The sequence below is a fragment of the Streptomyces sp. NBC_00341 genome (assembly GCF_041435055.1).
Taxonomy (GTDB): domain Bacteria; phylum Actinomycetota; class Actinomycetes; order Streptomycetales; family Streptomycetaceae; genus Streptomyces.
In genome coordinates this window covers 5,991,842-6,011,094 of sequence record NZ_CP108002.1, presented here as the reverse complement: position 1 = coordinate 6,011,094, position 19,253 = coordinate 5,991,842, and the positions used below count along the sequence as shown (strand labels likewise).

Sequence of the window (19,253 nt, the reverse complement as noted above, 5' to 3'; positions counted from 1 at the left end):
ATGCGCCGCTACGGCAAGAACCCCGACGAGGACGACATCCGGGTCCGCCCCAACCGCAAGGGCAACCGCCCCCGTACGCATACCCGCCCCAAGCACGAGGACGCCGAGGACGGCATGGTCCTCACCGTCGACAGAGGCCGCCTCACCTGTCTCGTCGAGGGCCGCACGGTCATCGCGATGAAGGCCCGCGAGCTGGGCCGCAAGGCCGCCGTGGTGGGCGACACCGTCTCCATCGTCGGTGACCTGTCCGGCGACAAGGACACCCTCGCCCGGATCGTCCGGATCGGTGAACGCCGCTCGGTGCTGCGCCGGACGGCTGACGACGACGATCCGTTCGAACGGGTGGTGGTCGCCAACGCCGACCAGCTCGCGATCGTCACCGCGCTGGCCGATCCGGAGCCCCGCCCGCGCATGATCGACCGATGTCTGGTCGCCGCGTACGACGGCGGGCTCTCGCCCCTCCTGGTGCTGACCAAGTCCGATCTGGCCTCCCCGGACAAGCTGCTGGAGGCGTACACCCCGCTGGGCGTGCCGTTCATCGTCACCAACCGCGAGGAGCTGGAGAACGGCGACGCGGCGGAGCGGGTCCGCGAGCAGCTGAACGACCGGGTGACCGCCTTCGTCGGGCACTCCGGTGTCGGAAAGACGACGCTGGTCAACGCCCTGGTACCGAAGGACAGACGGCGTACCACCGGAGTCGTCAACGCGGTCACCGGACGCGGCCGCCACACCACCACCTCCGCGCTGGCGCTCCCGCTGCCCGACTACCGGGGCTGGGTGATCGACACCCCCGGCGTCCGCTCCTTCGGACTGCACCACATCGACCCGTCCCGGGTCATCAACGCCTTCCCCGACCTCCAGCCCGGCACCGAGGAGTGCCCGCGCGGCTGCACCCACGACAGCCAGCAACCGGAATGCGCGCTGGACGCCTGGGTGGCGGCGGGGCACGCCGATCCGGCGCGGCTGGACTCACTGCGCCGGCTGCTCTCCACCCGGGAGCGACGCGAAGGCGACTGATCCGGGCACGTTTGCGATCACTCGCCACCGGTAAGTGCATAATCACGAATCACGCCCGGCACAAGAGCACGGCATAAGGGCCGGGCGTAAGAGCCCGGCGTAAGAGCCCGGCGTAAGAGGCGGTCACCGATGCGGGAGGGGCACTGACGATGGCGTGGCTGCTGGTCGTGGTCGCGGGACTTCTGGAGACGGGCTTCGCCGTCTGTCTGAAGCTCTCGCACGGCTTCACCCGGCTCTGGCCGACCATCGCGTTCTGCGTCTTCGCGCTCGGCAGCTTCGGTCTGCTGACCATGTCGTTGAAGAAGCTCGACGTCGGGCCCGCCTACGCGGTGTGGACCGGCATCGGGGCTGCGGGCACCGCCATCTACGGCATGATCTTCCTCGACGACGTGGTCTCCACGCTCAAGCTGATCTCGATCTCGCTGGTGATCCTCGGCGTGATCGGTCTCCAGCTCTCGGGGTCCTCGCACTGACGCGGTGGCTCAGGCCGGCACGGTCTTCCGCGGGAAGTGGCACGCGGCCGTGTGGCGCGTCCGGTCCGTGACCGGCACCTCGCTCTCGCAGCGCCCGCGCTCGCGCCCGTCCAGCTCCGCGTAGACCGGGCAGCGCGAGCGGAACCGGCAGCCCTCGTGCCGGCGGCCCGGACTCGGCGGGTCGCCCGGCAGCAGGATCCTGGCCCGTCGGCGCTCACGCTCCGGGTCGGGCAGCGGCACGGCCGAGAGCAGGGCCCGGGTGTACGGGTGCGCCGGGTGCCCGAAGACCTCCTCCGCGGTGCCCGACTCGACCGTACGGCCGAGGTAGACCACGCTCACCCGGTCCGCGATGTGCCGCACCACCGACAGATCGTGCGAGACGAAGAGATAGGCGAGCCCCAGCTCGGCCTTGAGCCGCTGGAGCAGGTTGACCACCCCCGCCTGCACGGACACGTCGAGCGCCGACACCGGCTCGTCCAGCACCAGCAGTTCGGGTTCGACGGAGAGCGCGCGGGCGATCCCGACGCGCTGGCGCTGTCCGCCCGAGAACTCGTGCGGGAACCGCCCCGCGTGCTCCGGTTCGAGGCCCACCTGCCTGAGCAGTTCGGGGATCCGCCGGGCCACGGTGGCCCGGTCGGCGCGCTGGGCGCGCAGGGGTTCGGCGACGATGTCCCCGACCGTCATCCGGGGGTCGAGGCTGGCCATGGGGTCCTGGAAGACGATCTGGACCCGGCCGCGCAGTGCTTTGCGGTCGCGGTTGGAGAGTCCGTCGAGCGAGCGTCCGAACAGCTCGATCTCGCCTCCCTCCGGGCGGACGAGGTTCAGCAGTTCGAACAGGGTGGTGGATTTCCCGGAACCGGATTCACCGACCAGGGCGAGCGTCTCACCGGCCCGGATGTCGAGGTCGACGCCGTCCACGGCGTGGATGCTGCCGACGCGCCGCTTGAACGCGGTGCCCTTGAGGACGGGGAAGGTCTTGGTGAGCCCGGTGACGCGCAGGACCGGGTCGCCGGGCGGCCGGCCGCGGGGCGGGATCGCCGGCACGGGGAAGACCTCGGCCGGGGAGAGCTCGCGGCCGGCGATCTCGTCGGCGCGTACGCAGGCGGCGAGGTGCCCGCCGCCGTCGCCGCCGTCCTCGGTTGCGCCGGGCCCGGCCAGCGGCGGTTCCGCGGCCGTGCAGCGGTCCTCGGCCAGCGGGCAGCGCGGCGCGAAGGCGCAGCCCCGCGGCAGCCGGCCCGCCGCGGGCGGGGAGCCGGGGATGGGGACCAGCACGTCGGACGGGCCGTCGATCCGGGGCACCGCGCCGATCAGTCCGAGGGTGTACGGCATCCGGGGGCGCCGGAAGAGCTCCGCCGCCGGTGCGGTCTCCACGATGCGGCCGGCGTACATCACCGCGACCCGGTCGGCCGCCCCGGCGATCACCCCGAGGTCGTGGCTGACCAGCAGCAGCGCGGCGCCGGTCTCGTGCTGGGCGGTGCGCAGGACGTCCAGGACCTGGGCCTGGACGGTGACGTCGAGGGCGGTCGTCGGCTCGTCGGCGACGATGACGTCCGGGTCGTTGGCGATGGCCATCGCGATCATGGCCCGCTGCCGCATGCCGCCGGAGAACTCGTGGGGGAAGGCCTGCGCCCGGGTCCGGGGTTCGGGTATGCCGACGAGGTCCAGCAGCTCCACGGCTTCGGCGCGGGCGCGTTCGCGGGAGACGGTGCGGTGGGCGCGGATGGCCTCGGCGATCTGGTCGCCGATCCGGTACACGGGGGTGAAGGCGGAGAGCGGGTCCTGGAAGACCATGCCGATGCGGTTGCCGCGTACCGAGGAGAGCACGCGGTCGTCGGCCCCGACGAGCTCGGTCGTCCCGCTCCCGTCGCCGCCGGCCGCGAGCCGGACGGATCCCCGTACGCCCGCGCCGGACGGCAGCAGCCCCATCACGGCGAGGGCGGTGGCCGACTTCCCGGACCCCGACTCCCCCACCAGGCCGAGCACTTCGCCCCGGCGCAGGGTGAAGCCGACACCGCGCACGGCCGCCACACCGCCGAAGTCGACGGCGAGGTCCGTCACCTCCAGTACGTCGGTCGTGCTCATCGGCCCTTCTCCTTCTTGTTCTTCTTCGCGGTGGGGGAAGCGCTGCGGCCGTGTCCGCCGGTCGGGTCGAGCGCGTCGCGCAGTCCGTCACCGGCCAGGTTCACGGCGAGGACGAAGACGATGAGCAGCCCGGCGGGGAAGAAGAACATCCACGGGTACGTCACCGCGCCGCCGGTCGTGGAGGCGATCAGCGTGCCGAGCGACACGTCGGGCGACTGCACCCCGAAGCCGAAGTAGGAGAGCGCCGTCTCACTCATCACGGCTCCGCCCACCGCGATGGTCGCGTCGATGATGAGGAAGGAGGCGACGTTCGGCAGGATGTGGCGCCAGATGACGCGGAAGGGGCCGACGCCCATGTACCGGGCGGCCTGGACGAATTCGCGTTCCTTGAGGGAGAGCGTCATCGAGCGCACCACCCGTGCGGTGATCATCCAGCCGAAGACCGCGAGCAGCCCGACGAAGGCGATCCAGCCGCCGCCCCGCAGCCTGGGCGAGATGATCGCGATGATCAGGAAGGCCGGGAAGACCAGCAGCAGGTCGATGCCGAACATCAGCAGCCGGTCGGTCCAGCCGCCGAAGTAGCCCGCGCAGGCACCGGCCAGGGAGGCCAGCACGGTCGAGAACAACGCCACCATCAGGCCGATCAGCAACGACTTCTGCAGCCCGCGGACCGTCTGGGCGAAGACGTCCTGGCCGATCCGGTTGGTCCCCCACCAGTGCCGGCTGTCCGGTCCCTCGCGCAGCGCGGTGTAGTCGATGTGGCTGTAGTCCCAGTGGCTGACCAGCGGTCCGGCGAAGGCGAGCACGAAGAGCAGCAGCAGGACGGCCCCTCCGGCGAGCGCCCCGCGGTTGTGTACGAAACGGCGCAGCACCACGCCCGCCCGCCCGGCGGGGCGCGGCGGCTCTGCTCCCCCGGCGGCGGCGTCCGCGGCGGTCTCTATGACAGCGGTCATGACAGTCGTACTCCTCGGGAGGGTGTTCAGGCGTTCCGGATGCGCGGGTCGAGCGCGGCATGCAGAACATCCGCGAGGAAGCCGGACAGCAGGACCATCACGGCGGCGAACACGTTGACGGCGACGACGGAGTTGACGTCGTTCTTGCCGACGGAGGAGACGAACCATTCGCCCATCCCGTGCCAGCCGAAGATCGTCTCGGTGAAGGTGGCGCCGGTGAACAGGGCCAGGAATCCGTAGCTGAAGTACGTCGACATGGGGATGAGGGCGGTGCGCAGGCCGTGCTTGAACAGGGCGGCGTTGCGGGTGAGTCCCTTGGCCTGGGCGGTGCGCAGATAGTCGGAGCCGAGGACGTCGAGCATGGTGGAGCGCTGGTAGCGGCTGTAGCTCGCGATGGTGCCGAGCGCGATGGAGACGGTCGGCAGCAGCAGGTGCACCGACCGGTCCTTGAGCACGGTCCAGAATCCGGAGTCCACTCCGGGGCTCTTCTCTCCGGTGAACTTGATGACGTCGGTGCCGGTGCGCTGGTTGAACCAGATGGCCCCGATCTTCAGCAGGACGGCCAGCAGGAACACGGGCGTCGACAGGAGGACGAACGAGGCCACGGTGGTCAGCCGGTCGGAGAGCCGGTACTGACGGATGGCCGTCCAGGCGCCCGCCAGTACGCCGATCACGGTCCCGAAGACGGTGCCGAGCAGCAGCAGCCGCAGGCTGACCCCGATCCGGCGCCCGAACTCCTCCCCCACCGAGGTGCCGTCGATGGTCTGCCCGAGGTTCCCGTGCGCGACCTGCCCGGCCCAGCTGGTGAAGCGGGAGAGCAGCGGCTGGTGGTCGTTGACCCCGAGCGCGGTGAGGTGGTGGTCGACGGAGACCGGCGACAGCGGCGGTTGCCGCCCCTCGTAGTACGCGCGCGGATCGAGCGCCAGTGAGGCCAGCAGGTACGAGAGACAGACGGCGGCCAGCAACAGGACCACGTAGTAGGCGAGTCGCTTGGCCAGGAACGCGGCCACTGGTGTTGGTCCTTTGCTGGGGCGTTCAGGAGTCGGACGGGGGGATCGCCACCGCGGCAGGCTCCATCAGTGCAGGTGGTCGGGGTGCGGGACCAGCTTGCCGGTTGATTGTTGCGGCCATGCAAAGAAAATATGAAAGCACTCCGGCTGCCCTCCCGCCGGGCCCGTGGATGGATCTACGGTCTGCGGAGCCTGTGGCCCCGATCGGGCCGCACCGAACCGGAGGAATGAAATCCGATGCGCAGAACCACCCTGATCGCCATCGCCGCAGCCGTGTCGGCCACCCTGGCGGTGAGTGGCTGCGATTCCTCCGACGGGGACGGAAAGGCGCCCAGGAAGCAGGCGGCGCCCAAGGCCGACGGGCAGAGCATCAACGCCCACCCGGTGAGCGATCTGAAGCAGGGCGGGTCACTGCGGTTCGGCATCGATCAGTGGATCACGCAGTACAACATCAACCAGGTCGACGGCCAGCAGGGCGACGCCCAGGACATCATCACGGCCGTGCTCCCCGACCTGTTCGACTCCGACGCCAAGGGCGCGATCCACGCCAACCCGAACTTCCTCGTGTCGGCGAAGGTCACCTCGACCAGGCCCCAGGTGGTGGAGTACCAGCTCAACCCGGAGGCCAAGTGGTCCGACGGCAAGCCGCTGAGCTGGAAGGACTTCCAGGCCCAGTGGAAGGCGCTGAACGGCTCCGACGAGGCCTTCGAAGCCGTCGACACCTCGGGCTACGAGCAGATCTCCAAGGTCGAGCAGGGCTCCGGCGCACACGGCGTGAAGATCACCTTCTCCTCGCCGTACGCCGACTGGCAGCGCCTCTTCGACCCGCTGTACCCGGCGTCGTACATCGACACCCCGGAGAAGTTCAACAAGGGCTGGTCGCAGAAGGCCCTGGTGACCGCCAGCTCCTTCAAGGTCGGCAGGTACGACAGGACCGCGCAGACCATCACCCTCGTCCCGGACCCCAAGTGGTGGGGTGACAAGCCGAAGCTGGATTCGGTGGTCTACCGCGTCATCGACTCGGCGGCGGAGACCGAGGCGTATCTCAACAAGGAGATCGACCAGGCACCCGCGCTGCTTCCCGAGGACTACAAGCGCCTGGTCAAGGCCCCGGACACCGACATCAGGCGAGGGGCGCGCTGGGACGAGGTGCACATCACCCTCAACGGCGGTCGCGGTCCGCTGAAGGACGTGGAGGTGCGGCACGCCGTCTCTGCGGCGATCAACCGGGACGGTGTCAACGAGAGCTTCAGCAAGGACCTCTCCTTCGAACTGAAGCCGCTGAACAACCACTTCTTCATGCCGAACCAGGAGGGGTACCAGGACAACTCCAGCGAGTTCGACAAGTACGACCCCGAGAAGGCGAAGAAGCTGCTGGACGCGGCGGGCTGGAAGGACCAGGGAGAGGGCAAGCCGCGCACCAAGGGCGGCAAGCAGCTCACGGTCGACTACACCCTGAGCGCGGGGTCCACGTCGTCCGCGACGGACCAGGCCGAGCTGGTGCAGCAGATGCTCGGCGCGGTCGGCATCAAGGTGAGCATCAAGCAGGTCCCGGCGAACGACTACTTCAACAAGTTCGTCAACACCGGCAACTTCGACATCGTCAGCTTCCGTAACGTCGACGCCGTCTACCAGACGATGCTGACCCCCGTCTTCATCAGCCCCAAGGGGAAGAACCTCTTCCAGAACTTCGGCTCGGTCGGCTCCCCGAAGATCGACGCGCTGCTGAAGAAGGCCGCCGGAACCACCGATCACGCCGAGGCCGTCAAGCTGTACAACGAGGCCGACGTCGAGATCTGGAAGCTCGGCCACTCCATCGAGCTCTACCAGCGCCCGCAGATCGACGCGGTCCGCAAGGGCCTGGCCAACTTCGGCGCGTCCGGACTGGGCGACACGGACTACGCCAAGGTCGGCTGGCTCAAGTAGCCTCCGCTCCCGGTGCACCGCGACCGGTTCCGGCGGCCGCACCCGCGGCCCGCTCCACCACGTCCCGCACCAGCGGCACCCCGTCCCCCGGCGTCCCGGGGGACGGGGGCACCAGGGCGTACGACAGGGCGAGCCGCAGAACGAGTTCGCAGGTCGCCGCCAGCGCCGCCGGGTCACCCGGCGGGCACCCTCCGCCATCCAGCGCGGCCACCACGCGGTCCCTGACCTGGTCGAGCAGCTCGGCGGGCGTCGGCGGCCCGGCATCGGCAGGCCACCGCGCCGGTCGCGGCGAGCCGGGCGGCCGGGCCCGGTGAGCGGAAGGACGCTGACTCTGTCGGGGATCTTGGCGGTCTGCTCAGTCTCTGGCGGACCGCCAAGACCTCGGCCGGGTGATTCCGTGCTGGTCCAGGTAGTTCTGGAATGCGGTCGGCGGCCGGGACGGAGGTGGTTCTCCGGTCGGCGGCCGCCGGCTGAGGCGCTCGATGTTTGCGGCGATGGCTGTGAACACGTGCTGTAAGTGGGCTTTGTGCTGTCCCCGGTAGCGACAGCGGCGCATGCCGTGTCCGTGGGCGAGCTCGTTGATGGTGCCTTCCACTCCGGAGCGGACCGCGTAGCGGGCCTGCCATTCGGGTGTCTGCTGCTCGGCGCGGACTCGGAGTTGCAGGTCACGGAGTTCTCGCGGGGGAAAGCCCACGCTCCGGGCGCTGTCGGCGGTGGTCGTGCAGCGGGTGCGGACCGGGCAGGGACGGCACTGGCTCTTGGTGAACCGTGCCACGATCAGAGGTGCTGCGGTGGGTGAGGAGGTCGGGTAGGGGCCGTGCCATCCCGCGCTGGTCTCGCCCTGCGGGCAGGTGACCTGTCGGCGGTCGAAGTCGATGTGGAAGTCGTCGCGGCCGAAGCCGTTGTTCCTGCGGTTCTGGCGGGTGGTGTTGACCGGCAGTGGTCCGGTGACCGTGACCTGGTGTTCCCGGGCCGCCTGTTCGAGATGGACCAGGGAGGTGTAGCCGCCGTCGACCAGATGCTCGGCGGGCAGCAGCCCGCGACGCCCCAGCCGGGTGTGGATACCGGGCAGAGCCTTCGCGTCGTAGCCGGTGGCGTCGGTGGTGGCCACATCCGTGATCACGTTGACGCCTTCAGGATCACAGGTCTCGGTGAGATGCGCGACGAACCCTTTCCAACGGGTGACGTGTCCGCGGCGCGCGTAACGGGCCGTCGGGTCGTAGGGCGAGACGACCGCGACCGCTGAGGGCGGCAGCCCGCCGTCATCGGCGGTGCGCCAGCGCAGACGGCCGGCCCCGTCGCGGTAGTAGTTCTGCACCATGATCTGCCGCAGGGCCTGGGCCCGGGGCCCGGACAGGCGATCCGCCGCATGCTCTGCGACGTGCTCCAGCAGCCGGACGGCGTCACCACCGGTGGCGAGGATCCTGGTCTTGGGGCGGGTGGGGTTCTTGCCCAGGCGGACCGGGCGGCCGTAACGACGCCCCCACTCCTCGTCTACCAGGTCGGCCAGCAGGTGCGGAGCGGTGCCGGCCAGCTCTTCCAGGGCGGCGCGGACGGCCTCGGTGACCAGTTCCAGCCGGGTCAGGTCGCGCACCGCGGCCAGGACGTGGGTGGAGTCCGTGCGCTGAGTGGTGCGCTCGCGCACGAGACCGGCCTCCTTCAGGCGCGCAAGCGTGAGGTCAAGGAGACGGTCGGCGCGGTCGTCCTCGGTGAGACGCTCGCGGAAGTCGCCCAGCACGCTGTGGTGGAATCCGGGATCGTTCAGCTCCATGGCCAGCGCGTACTTGAAATCGATGCGGCAGCGAACCGCCTCGGCGGCCTGCCGGTCCGACAGACCGAGCAGGAACTGCAGCACACACACGGTGGCCAGCTGAGCGGGCGAGAGCCCGGGGCGGCCGTCACGCGGATACCAGTCCGCGAAGTCCTCGTCACGCCACAGCCCGCCCAGGCGGTCTCTCACCCACATCGCCGTCGTACCACCCGGATTGCTCGCCCGCGCCATCTGCACGGTCAGAGAAGGGACTTGCTCACCAGAACGGGCGTGGAGCGACAACGGGCACCTCGACAACTGCATTGGTCCTTGGACAGAGTCGAGCATGCCCGTTGATCATGCTGCCCCGCCGGGGATCCTCAAGATCCCCGACAGAGTCAGCGTCGCGGAAGGGGCGGGGCCCGGTAATCGGCCCTCCCAGCAGCCGGTGAGCAGCCCCCGGACCAGGTCGTCCGTCCGGGTGGCCCGCGCCGTCCAGGCGGCGGTGGCGGCCAGTCTGTCGCCGGTACCGCCCGCTGTTCCCAGCGCCTGTTCGACACCGGCCAGGTAGCCGTCGGCGGCCCGTCGGACCAGGGCGCGGGCCAGCCCGTCCTTGCCGCCGAACTCGTTGTGGAGGGTCTGCCGGGAGACTCCGGCGGCGGCTGCCACCTCGACCATCCGCACGGCCGGCCAGGGCCGGGTGGTCAGGGCCGCGCGGGCGGCGTCCAGCAGTGCGTCTCGCGCTGTCGGCATCGTTGCCTCCCACGCCGGGGCCTGCGTTTCAGAGTTGACGCGCTCCCCCGGACTGTCAAGAGTTCAAGCAGCGTCGGGGCCATGTGGCTCTGTTCACCTGCGGTCGATACTGTGACGGTCATGCCCGACTACCACGATGATCTGCGCCTTGCCCACGTGCTGGCCGACGCCGCCGACGCGACGACGATGGACCGGTTCAAGGCCCTGGACCTCAAGGTCGAGACGAAGCCGGACATGACACCGGTGACCGAGGCCGACAAGTCCACGGAGGAGCTGATCCGCGGCCACCTCCATCGGGCCCGCCCGCGCGACGCGATCCTGGGCGAGGAGTTCGGGGTCGAGGGGACCGGCCCCCGGCGCTGGGTGATCGACCCGATCGACGGGACCAAGAACTACGTACGCGGTGTGCCGGTCTGGGCGACGCTGATCTCGCTGATGGAAGCGGGTGAGGACGGATTCCAGCCGGTCGTCGGTCTGGTGTCCGCGCCCGCGCTGAACCGGCGCTGGTGGGCGGCGAAGGGCGCGGGTGCGTTCACCGGCCGCAGCCTGACCTCGGCGTCCCGGCTGCGGGTGTCGAACGTGGAGCGGATCGCCGACGCGTCGTTCGCGTACTCCTCGCTGACCGGCTGGGAGGAGCAGGGCCGGCTCGACGGCTTCATGGATCTGACCCGGGCCTGCTGGCGTACCCGTGGGTACGGGGACTTCTGGCCGTACATGATGGTCGCCGAGGGATCGGTCGACATCTGCGCCGAGCCGGAGCTCTCGCTCTGGGACATGGCGGCGAACGCGATCATCGTGGAGGAGGCGGGCGGCCGTTTCACCAGCCTGGACGGAGTCTCCGGACCGGGCGGCGGCAACGCGGCGGCCTCGAACGGAACGCTCCATCACGAACTGCTGGGCTATCTGAACCAGCGCTACTGACCGTCCCGGACCCGGCGGTACGGCGTTGAGCAGGCGTACCGGCCATCGGAGGGGCGTGCCGCACCACCGCACGCCCCTCCGATGATCTTCACCACCCCTTGTTGCCACCTCTGATCAGTGCGACTCTGAGAGTCCCCCCGCTTGTGAACTTGTGAACCGACTCACAGAGTCGCTCACGAAGGAGGTGGCTCCCTTCATGCTCGTACGTGACGCCATGAGCACGGTGGTCCTCACCATCGGCCCCACCCACACCCTCCGCCAGGCAGCCCGGCTGATGTCGGCGCGCCGGATCGGAGCGGCGGTCGTCCACGACCCGGACACCTGCGGTCTCGGCATCATCACCGAACGCGACATCCTCAACGCGGTCGGCTCCGGCCAGAACCCCGACGTCGAGACCGCCGCCACCCACACCACCACCGATGTGGTCTTCGCCGCGCCGGCCTGGACCCTGGAGGAGGCGGCCGAGGCCATGACGCACGGCGGCTTCCGGCACCTGATCGTGCTGGACGACAACGGCCCGGTCGGCGTCGTGTCGGTGCGCGACATCATCCGCTGCTGGGCACCGGCCGGCCGTCATCCGGCGGCGCTGGTCGGCTGAGCGGACAGCGGCACCGGTCGGCCGGGCAGGCATACGGAACGGCCGGCCGGCCCCCACGCAGGGGGACCGGCCGGCCGGGGCAGGCGGCTGTCAGCCGCGGAGGGCCTGGACCGCCGCTTCCAGCCGCTTGCCGAAGTCGCCGTCGGCCTGACGGAAGTTGTTGATCGCGCGCTCGGCTATGTCGTCGCGCGAGACCTTCGAGATGAACCCGGCGAGGTTGTCGATCAGCCGGGCCTTCTCGTCCTCGGAGTAGAGCCGGTAGAGGTTGCCGGCCTGGACGAAGTCGTCGTCCTCGGCGTGCACGGCGGCCTCGTGGGTGCCGGTGGAGCCGGTGACCTGGGTGGGCTCCCACAGCGGGCGGCCGGTCTCGACCGGACCTCCGAAGCTGTTCGGCTCGTAGTTCTTGGCGCCCTTGTGGCGGCCGTCGTACAGGTAGCCGTCACGGCCGTGCGTCCGCGCCTCGGCGGCGTGCGGGCGGTTCACCGGCAGGTGGTCGGCGTTGATACCGACCCTGTAGCGGTGCGCGTCGCCGTACGCGAAGAGGCGGCCCTGGAGCATCTTGTCCGGGGACGGGCCGATGCCGGGAACGAAGTGCGCGGGGCTGAAGATCGACTGCTCGGTCTCCGCGAAGACGTTGTCCGGGTTCCGGTTGAGCTCCAGCCTGCCGATCTCGACCGGCGGGTAGTCCTCGTGCGGCCAGACCTTGGTGAGGTCGAACGGGTTGAAGCGGTAGGAGGCCGCCTCTGCCGCCGGCATGATCTGGACCTGCACGGTCCAGGACGGGAACTCGCCGCGCTCGATGGACTCGCGCAGATCACGCTGATGGCTGTCGGGGTCCTCGCCGGCCAGCTTGTTGGCCTCGTCCTGGGTCAGGTTCCTGATGCCCTGGTCGGTCTTGAAGTGGTACTTGACCCAGAAGACCTCGCCGGCCTCGTTGTTCCACTGGTAGGTGTGCGAGCCGTACCCGTTCATGTGGCGCAGCGTGGCGGGGATGCCCCGGTCACCGAAGAGCCAGGTCACCTGGTGGGTGGACTCGGGCGACAGACCCCAGAAGTCCCAGACGTTGTCCGCCTCCTGCGAGCCGGTGTACGGGTCGCGCTTCTGGGTGTGGATGAAGTCGGGGAACTTGATGGCGTCCTTGATGAAGAACACCGGGGTGTTGTTGCCGACGAGGTCGTAGTTGCCGTCCTCGGTGTAGAACTTCAGCGCGAAGCCGCGGGGGTCACGCACCGCGTCGGCGGAGCCGAGGTTGCCGGCGACGGTGGAGAAGCGCAGGAAGGTCTCGGTCTGCTTGCCGACCTCGGAGAGGAACTTCGCCCGCGTCCACTGCGAGACGTCACGGGTCAGCGTGAACGTGCCGTACGCACCGGCGCCCCGGGCGTGCACGATCCGCTCCGGGATGCGCTCGCGGTTGAAGTGCGCGAGCTTCTCCATCAGCGACTGGTCCTGCACCAGCACCGGACCGCCGATGCCGGCGGTCTGGCTGTTCTGGTTGTCGGCGACCGGTGCTCCGGTCTCTGTGGTGAGCGGTCCCTGCGTCACGTGCGCCTCCTGCGTCATTCCTGCACATTCGTCATGTCGTCATGCCGTGCACAGCCTGTCCCCTGGCCTGCTTCAAACACGATCCTACATTGGACTTAATCCAAGTCAAGCAGTCATCCAGAGTCACACCAGTTCGGAACAGGACCCCTCCACTGCTAGGCTTGCCCTCATGAGTGACCTGCTGGAACGACTTCGTGGACGAGGCTGGCGCATGACCGCACAGCGGCGCGTCGTGGCCGAGGTGCTCGACGGGGAGCATGTGCACCTGACAGCCGACGAGGTGCACGCCCGCGCCGTCGCCAAGCTGCCCGAGATCTCCAGGGCCACCGTCTACAACACGCTGGGCGAGATGGTGACGCTCGGTGAGGTCATCGAGGTCTCCACCGACCGCCGCGCCAAGCGGTACGACCCGAACGCGCACCGCCCCCACCACCACCTGGTCTGCGCCACCTGCGGCGCCATCCGCGACGTGCACCCGGCGGGCGACCCGCTGGCGGACCTGCCGGCCGGCGAGCGCTTCGGCTTCACGATCTCCGGGGTCGAGATGACGTACCGGGGCATCTGCCCGAACTGCGCCGCGACCGCCTGACGCCGCCTGCCCGCACCCTGGCCCCCTCGGCCCCGCACACCCCCAGCCCCGCACCGGAGACCCCGGCGCGGGGCCTTTTCGGCTTACGCCCGCGGTACTGACCCCCGCGCACCCCCTTCCCGAATCTGACGGGTCGTCATATCGTCATCGGCGATCACCGCCGCCCCGCGGCGGCTCCGCACCTCGAACACGTACGAGGAGAGACCCGTGGGAGACCCGCACCCGAACCCACCCCCCGCGTCACCGCCACCGCCCTCCGCCGACGCCCCCAAACTCCGCGCCCGCTCCCTGGCCCGCTCCTTCGGCCGGGGGGCCAAGGCCCTGGCCGCCCTCGGTCCGGTCGATCTCGACATCGTGCCGGGCGAGTTCGCCTGCATCGTCGGCCCGTCCGGCTGCGGCAAGTCCACTCTGCTCAGGATCGCGGCCGGACTGCTGCGCCCCAGCGCCGGCGAGCTGTCCATCCGTACGACAGCGGCCCGGCCCGCCGCGATGATCTTCCAGGACTACGGGATCTACGACTGGAAGACCGTCCTGGCCAACGTCCGCTTCGGCCTCGACATCCAGCGCGTCCCCCGCAAGGAGGCCGACGCCAGGGCGCACGACTGGCTGTCCCGGATCGGGCTCGCCGAATTCGCCGGTGCCTACCCGGCCGCGCTCTCGGGCGGGATGCGCCAGCGGGTGGCGATCGCCCGCGCACTCGCCGTCGAGCCCGAGATCCTGCTGATGGACGAGCCCTTCGCCGCGCTCGACGCCCAGCTGCGCACGATCCTCCAGGACGAACTGCTGGAGCTCACCCAGACCACCCGCACCACCACCCTCTTCATCACGCACAGCCTGGAGGAGGCGATCGTGCTCGGGGACCGGGTGCTCGTGATGTCCGCCCGCCCCGGCCGGATCATCGCGGAGCACCGCCCGCCGTTCGAGCGGCCGCGCACCGGCGACATCCGCTCGACGCCGGAATTCACCGCGCTGAAGAGCGAGTTGTGGGATCTGCTGCGCGGCGAGGTCCGCGGAGAGGCGGCCCTGGTATGAGCACCGCCGTGAAGTCCGCGCACGACGAGGAGCAGGTGCTGGTCCGCAGGCCGGGGCCGCAGGAACTGCACCCCGTACGCACCCACCGCAGGCGCCGCACCCTCGAAATCGCGCTCGCCGTCGCCGTACCGCTGCTCCTGGTGCTGCTCTGGCAGCTGGCCGCCGCTCAGTCCTGGATCGACGACCGCGTCTACCCCGCGCCTTCCACGATCCTCGCGGACGGCTGGGACCGGGCCGCCGACGGCGATCTGTGGCCGGATGTGTGGGCCACGCTCAAACGGGTTCTCGGTGGCTACGTGATCGGCACGGTCGCGGGCTACGCGCTCGGCCTGCTGATGGGTTCGCTCGCTCTGGTGCGGGCGGCGCTGGAGCCGTTGCTCGACGCCCTGTACGTCGTACCGAAACTGGCCCTGCTGCCGGTCTTCCTCAATATGTTCGGCCTCGGCGAAGGGCCGCAGATCGCCCTGGTCGCCGCCACCGTCTTCTTCTTCGTCTGGATCTCGACCATGGCGGCCGTGCTCGCCGTCCCGGTCGGCCACCGGGACGCGGGTCAGGTGTTCGGCGCCTCGCCCTGGCAGATGTTCCGGCACGTGCTCCTGCCGGCGTCGCTGCCCGCGGTGCTGGTCGGCGCGCGGATCGCGGCCGGGGTGGCGGTGCTGGTCATCGTGGCGTCGGAGCAGATCGCGGCGGCCGACGGACTGGGCCACCTCATCTTCGACTCCCGGGCGCTCTTCCAGAACGACGTGATGTTCGTCGGCATCGTCTGTGTGGCGGTGCTCGGCGTCGTCTTCTCCGAAGTGGTCCGGATCGCCGGCCGGCTGCTCACGCCCTGGGCCCCGCGCGACCGGGGCCGCAGCCAGTCGTGAACCGCAAACCTCGTTCCTCGTACGGAGGCACTGTGCGCACACGTACCCCCTTCACCTGCACCGTCATGCTCGTGGCGGCATCCCTGCTCGGCGCGGCGGGCTGCGCCGGGGACGACTCCTCGGGCGACGACTCCGCCGGCGCCGCGGCGCCCCGCACCGTCAAGCCCGTCGCGGGCTGCGGCGCCGGGAGCTGGACCGACCCCTCGGACCTGGCCCCCGACCGCAAGCCCGCCCGCTGCGAGAAGGGGGCGCCCAAGCCCCGGCCGCTGGCGAAGAAGCGGAAGATCGTGCTGGCCACCGGCACCCTGAGCGCGGAGTACGTCGCACCGCTCCAGGTCGCGGTGGCCAAGGGCGAGTTCGCGAAGGAGGGCCTGGACGTCCAGCTGAAGGTGCTCCCCACCCCGGACGCCCTGCCCCTGCTCGCCAAGGGCGACGTCGACGCCCAGTGGGCGGCGCCGGAGGTCGCGGTAATGAACGGCATCAACGGCGGCTTCGACATCAAGTGGGTCGCGGGCAACTTCTCCCCCGACCCGACGTCGAAGAGCGGACTGTGGGTGCGCCTCAAGGACGGCGAGAGCGCCGATCACGTCGACATGGCCGGCCGGAAGCTCGGCACGATGATCGGCAAGGGCTCGGTGATCGCCTACCCGATGGACACCTCACTGAAGAAGCACGGCGGCGGGCTCGACAAGATCAGCTTCCAGCAGCTCGGCTCCGCCGACGTACTGACCGCCCTGCAGAACGGGGGCGTGGACTCCGCCTGGCTGCTCGACCCGATCTGGCGCAAGGTCGACGGCGACAAGAAGTTCGCCTTCCTCGGCGGCCAGCCCGCCGGTGAACCGCTCGGCGGCCTGCTGTTCGGCCCGACGCTGCTGAACAAGGACCCGGACGCGGGCGTCGCCTTCCTCCGGGCCTACATCCGTACGGTGAACACCTACTTCGCCGACGACTACAAGTCCGACCCGGCCTTCGTCAGCGAGCTGGCGAAACTGATGAAGACCGACGAGGCCACCTTGCGCTCGACACCGTCGATGCGGATGGACTGGGAGATCCGCAAGGGCACCACGGACCGGGTGCAGAAGGCGTACGCGGACTCGGGCGTCGAGACCGGCACACCGGTACCGGAGGAGAAGGCCGTGGACCGTGCGATGTACAGCGAGGCCGTGGGCCACAAGCCCTGAACCGGGCCGGCTCGTGGGGACATGCACAGAGGGCCGGATCCTCGAAAGGATCCGGCCCTCTGTCTTTAGTAGCGGGGACAGGATTTGAACCTGCGACCTCTGGGTTATGAGCCCAGCGAGCTACCGAGCTGCTCCACCCCGCGCCGTTGTGATCCCCACATTACGTCACCCCTCCGGACCAGCGCAAATCCCTTCCCGGGCCCGGCCACAGTCACGCCAAGCCCAGCCACATCAAGCCCGTCGGCCGACCGAGAACACCAGCCACATCAAGCCTGCCCAGCGACCGAGAACACCAGCCACATCAAGCCTGCCCAGCGACCGAGAACACCAGCCATATCAAGCCCGTCCGGCGATTGAGGACAGAAGGCGGGGCCGAAGGCACCGCGCCCCCGAACACCCGCCCCAACCCCGACCCCGGCCCCTGCACCGGCACCCGCACTCCGCCTACGCGGTCAGCTCCTGATGCAGCGCCTCGCGCAACCGCGCGGCCCGCTCCGAGACCTCCGCCGGCCCCAGCTCGACCGCCCGCGCACACCACCGCTGCCCCTCCGTGAGCTCACCGCGGCGCGCGGCCAGCAGGGCCAGGCGCAGGGCGGCCCGCCCGTGCCCGTCGTTCGCGGCGCGGCTCCACCACAGCGCCGCCTCGCGCTCGCTGCCCTCGCGGGCGAGCAGCAGACCGAGGTTGAAGGCCCCGTTACGGCTGCCCGACTCGGCCGCCTCCCGGTACCACCGGCTCGCGCTGTCCACATCGCCCCGGGACGCGGCGAGCATCCCGACGCGCACCTGGGCCCGACGGTGGCCCTGCTCGGCGGCGCGCTCGTACCACTCCTCGCACTCGGACTTCTCGGGCATCGGCTCCCCCAGGGCGGGCGGCCCCGGCGGCGGCAGCCGCGAGTCCAGCACCCCGGCCAGCCGGAAGGCCGCTTCCGCGCTGCCGCCACCAGCCGCGCAGCGCAGGTGGCGCTCCGCCTCCCGCTCCTCGCCGTGGTGCAGCAGCGCCATGCCGACCTGGAGCGCCGCCTCCGTGTGGCCGGCCGCCGCCGCGCGCTCGTACCAGAGCAGCGCGGCCCGGTCCTCGTCGCGCCCGGCGTGCAGGATGCCCAGGTTGAACGCGGCGTCGACGCTGCCCGCCTCGGCCGCCTTGGAGAACCACGGCTCCGCGCCGGTCGCGTCGCCCGCCTGGAGCAGGAGCACGGCCAGCGCGTTGGCGGCCTCGCGGTGACCGGCGTACGCGGCGCGCCGGTACCACTGCTCGGCCTGCGCCGTACGGTCCTGGGCGGCGCAGAGCAGCCCCAGGTTGTACGCGCCGTTGACGTCACCGGCGTCCATGGCAGCGCGGTACCAGCGCTCGGCGGTCTGCTGCTCGCCGCGGGCCGCGTGCAGCGCGCCGAGCGCGTTGGCGGCGTTGCCGTCGCCCTCCTGCGCGGCACGCAGCCACCACACGGCCGCGCTCTCCCGGTCTCCGGCGTCACGCAGCAGGAAGCCGAGTGCGCACGCGGCCCGCGCCTCGCCCGCCTTGGCCGCGATGAGGTACCAGCGGCCGGCCTCCTTCAGCTCGCCGCGCTGCTCCAGGATGGCGCCGAGGTGCAGGGCGGCACGCCGGTGACCGCGCGCGGCGGCCTGCCGGTACCACTGCTCGGCCTCACCGACCCGGCCCGCTTCGGGTCCGGCGACCGGGCTGTCGTCCTTGCGCACGGCCGCCCGGCCCCCGGTGGTGTCCACCCCGCCGCCTGTTCCGGTGCGGGGACCGAGTCCGGGGCGGCCGAACGCGTCGTGCGCGTCGCCCGCCGCGTTGCGCTCCACCATGCGTGCCAGCCGGTACGCGGCTTCGCGGTGCCCCTGCTCCGCTGCGGCGCGCAGCCAGCGCTCGGCGCCGACGTCGCTGCGGTGCTCCAGCAGATCCGCGAGGGCGTACGCCCCCAGCGCGTGGCCCTGCTCGGCGGACTGGCGCAGCCAGTACTCGGCGCCGGGCTCGTCACCGCGCTCGCGGTAGTGGCGCCCGAGGGCGTGCGCGGCCGCGGCGGAGCCGGCGACGGCCGCGATCCGCCACCAGTCGGCCGCCTCGTCCGGGTATCCGCGCTGGTGCAGCAGAACGCCCAGGTTGTTGGCCGCCGCGCGGTCACCGTCGGCGGTGGCCGCGCGCAGGTAGGTCTCGGCGCCGGTCAGATCGCCCCGGCGCAGCAGCAACGCGCCGAGGACGCTCATCGACGCGGTGTCTCCCGCGTCGGCGGCACGACGGTGACGCGCCTCGCTCTCGGCGTTGTCCGCACTCTCTGCGGTCTCCGCGCCCTCGGCGTTCTGCACGCCGTCCGCGGACTCTGCGGTCTCTGCACTTTCGACGGTCGCGGCACACTCCGCAGTCTCGGCGGTCTCGATGTAGTCGTTGTACCGTGCGGCGGCGGCAAATGCCACATCCAGCACGTTTTCCGCCGGATGGGCGTGACGCTGACCAAACCGCTCTGTCTCCAACAGAGTTGCCCTGTCCCCCATAAATACCATCGTCGCACCACCTGTAACCCGCGTACACCTGGTATATCGCGGCCAGAGAGGTCACTTCAGC

17 protein-coding genes and 1 tRNA gene are annotated in these 19,253 nt (G+C 70.6%); 9 read left to right on the top strand and 9 right to left on the bottom strand.

What is annotated here, in order from left to right:
* Both rsgA and OG892_RS27225 read left to right on the top strand, forming a co-directional pair.
* Entirely contained in the window at positions 1-1,017 is a 1,017-nt protein-coding gene (gene rsgA / locus OG892_RS27230; protein ID WP_073737033.1) for a ribosome small subunit-dependent GTPase A, read from the top strand.
* A gap of 149 nt (positions 1,018-1,166) precedes the next feature.
* Positions 1,167-1,490 (top strand): multidrug efflux SMR transporter, encoded by a 324-nt coding sequence (locus OG892_RS27225; RefSeq protein ID WP_024492250.1) that lies wholly within the window; start codon positions 1,167-1,169, stop codon positions 1,488-1,490.
* Between the two features lie 9 nt (positions 1,491-1,499).
* Here OG892_RS27225 and OG892_RS27220 read toward each other — a convergent pair whose 3' ends face one another.
* Genes OG892_RS27220 through OG892_RS27210 form a run of 3 tightly spaced genes read right to left on the bottom strand, consistent with a single transcriptional unit; the run spans position 1,500 to position 5,535 of the window.
* Positions 1,500-3,572: a dipeptide ABC transporter ATP-binding protein gene (locus OG892_RS27220; RefSeq protein ID WP_371630514.1), complete on the bottom strand. Its 2,073-nt coding sequence runs from the start codon at positions 3,570-3,572 to the stop codon at positions 1,500-1,502.
* Positions 3,569-4,525: an ABC transporter permease gene (locus tag OG892_RS27215; protein WP_371630513.1), complete on the bottom strand. Its 957-nt coding sequence runs from the start codon at positions 4,523-4,525 to the stop codon at positions 3,569-3,571. Before OG892_RS27215 ends, OG892_RS27220 begins: the two co-directional genes overlap by 4 nt.
* Positions 4,526-4,551: 26 nt before the next feature.
* Positions 4,552-5,535, bottom strand: coding sequence for an ABC transporter permease (locus tag OG892_RS27210; protein WP_371630512.1), 984 nt, complete (start codon positions 5,533-5,535; stop codon positions 4,552-4,554).
* A 237-nt stretch (positions 5,536-5,772) separates the two neighbouring features.
* Here OG892_RS27210 and OG892_RS27205 point away from each other — a divergent pair, with 237 nt between their 5' ends.
* The gene (locus tag OG892_RS27205) at positions 5,773-7,461 is read left to right on the top strand and encodes an ABC transporter family substrate-binding protein (RefSeq protein WP_371630511.1); all 1,689 of its coding nucleotides are present in this window, start codon (positions 5,773-5,775) and stop codon (positions 7,459-7,461) included.
* On the opposite strand, the gene OG892_RS27200 is transcribed toward OG892_RS27205, so the two are convergent.
* From OG892_RS27200 to OG892_RS27190, 3 genes are all read right to left on the bottom strand, one after another.
* Positions 7,454-7,672 carry a hypothetical protein gene (locus tag OG892_RS27200; protein ID WP_371630510.1) on the bottom strand — a complete coding sequence of 73 codons (219 nt, stop codon included), beginning with the start codon at positions 7,670-7,672 and terminating at the stop codon, positions 7,454-7,456. The genes OG892_RS27205 and OG892_RS27200 overlap by 8 nt on opposite strands.
* A gap of 144 nt (positions 7,673-7,816) precedes the next feature.
* Positions 7,817-9,427, bottom strand: a complete 1,611-nt coding sequence (locus OG892_RS27195; protein ID WP_371628901.1) for an IS1182 family transposase — start codon at positions 9,425-9,427, stop codon at positions 7,817-7,819.
* A 141-nt stretch (positions 9,428-9,568) separates the two neighbouring features.
* Positions 9,569-9,964, bottom strand: coding sequence for a TetR/AcrR family transcriptional regulator (locus OG892_RS27190; protein WP_371630509.1), 396 nt, complete (start codon positions 9,962-9,964; stop codon positions 9,569-9,571).
* A gap of 120 nt (positions 9,965-10,084) precedes the next feature.
* On the opposite strand from OG892_RS27190, the gene hisN reads away from it, so the two are divergent.
* Together hisN and OG892_RS27180 are read left to right on the top strand one after the other, a co-directional pair.
* Positions 10,085-10,885 (top strand): histidinol-phosphatase, encoded by an 801-nt coding sequence (gene hisN / locus OG892_RS27185; protein ID WP_327338931.1) that lies wholly within the window; start codon positions 10,085-10,087, stop codon positions 10,883-10,885.
* 196 nt (positions 10,886-11,081) lie between these two features.
* Positions 11,082-11,483 carry a CBS domain-containing protein gene (locus OG892_RS27180; RefSeq protein ID WP_328865488.1) on the top strand — a complete coding sequence of 134 codons (402 nt, stop codon included), beginning with the start codon at positions 11,082-11,084 and terminating at the stop codon, positions 11,481-11,483.
* Positions 11,484-11,573: 90 nt separating this feature from the next.
* Here OG892_RS27180 and OG892_RS27175 read toward each other — a convergent pair whose 3' ends face one another.
* A complete protein-coding gene (locus OG892_RS27175) occupies positions 11,574-13,043 on the bottom strand; it encodes a catalase (protein WP_073737040.1) in 1,470 nt (489 codons plus the stop codon).
* Between the two features lie 151 nt (positions 13,044-13,194).
* On the opposite strand from OG892_RS27175, the gene OG892_RS27170 reads away from it, so the two are divergent.
* The 4 genes from OG892_RS27170 to OG892_RS27155 all read left to right on the top strand — a co-directional run bounded on the left by OG892_RS27170 (position 13,195) and on the right by OG892_RS27155 (position 16,693).
* Positions 13,195-13,614, top strand: a complete 420-nt coding sequence (locus OG892_RS27170) for a Fur family transcriptional regulator (protein ID WP_371630508.1) — start codon at positions 13,195-13,197, stop codon at positions 13,612-13,614.
* 207 nt (positions 13,615-13,821) lie between these two features.
* Entirely contained in the window at positions 13,822-14,646 is an 825-nt protein-coding gene (locus OG892_RS27165) for an ABC transporter ATP-binding protein (protein WP_073737042.1), read from the top strand.
* Positions 14,643-15,512, top strand: coding sequence for an ABC transporter permease (locus OG892_RS27160; protein WP_073737043.1), 870 nt, complete (start codon positions 14,643-14,645; stop codon positions 15,510-15,512). Before OG892_RS27165 ends, OG892_RS27160 begins: the two co-directional genes overlap by 4 nt.
* Before the next feature lie 65 nt (positions 15,513-15,577).
* Positions 15,578-16,693 carry an ABC transporter substrate-binding protein gene (locus OG892_RS27155; RefSeq protein ID WP_371631699.1) on the top strand — a complete coding sequence of 372 codons (1,116 nt, stop codon included), beginning with the start codon at positions 15,578-15,580 and terminating at the stop codon, positions 16,691-16,693.
* Between the two features lie 69 nt (positions 16,694-16,762).
* Here OG892_RS27155 and OG892_RS27150 read toward each other — a convergent pair.
* Together OG892_RS27150 and OG892_RS27145 are read right to left on the bottom strand one after the other, a co-directional pair.
* Positions 16,763-16,836: transfer RNA gene (locus OG892_RS27150), tRNA-Met, on the bottom strand.
* A 301-nt stretch (positions 16,837-17,137) separates the two neighbouring features.
* The gene (locus tag OG892_RS27145; RefSeq protein ID WP_199884461.1) at positions 17,138-19,192 is read right to left on the bottom strand and encodes an SEL1-like repeat protein; all 2,055 of its coding nucleotides are present in this window, start codon (positions 19,190-19,192) and stop codon (positions 17,138-17,140) included.
* Positions 19,193-19,253 lie beyond the last annotated feature (61 nt).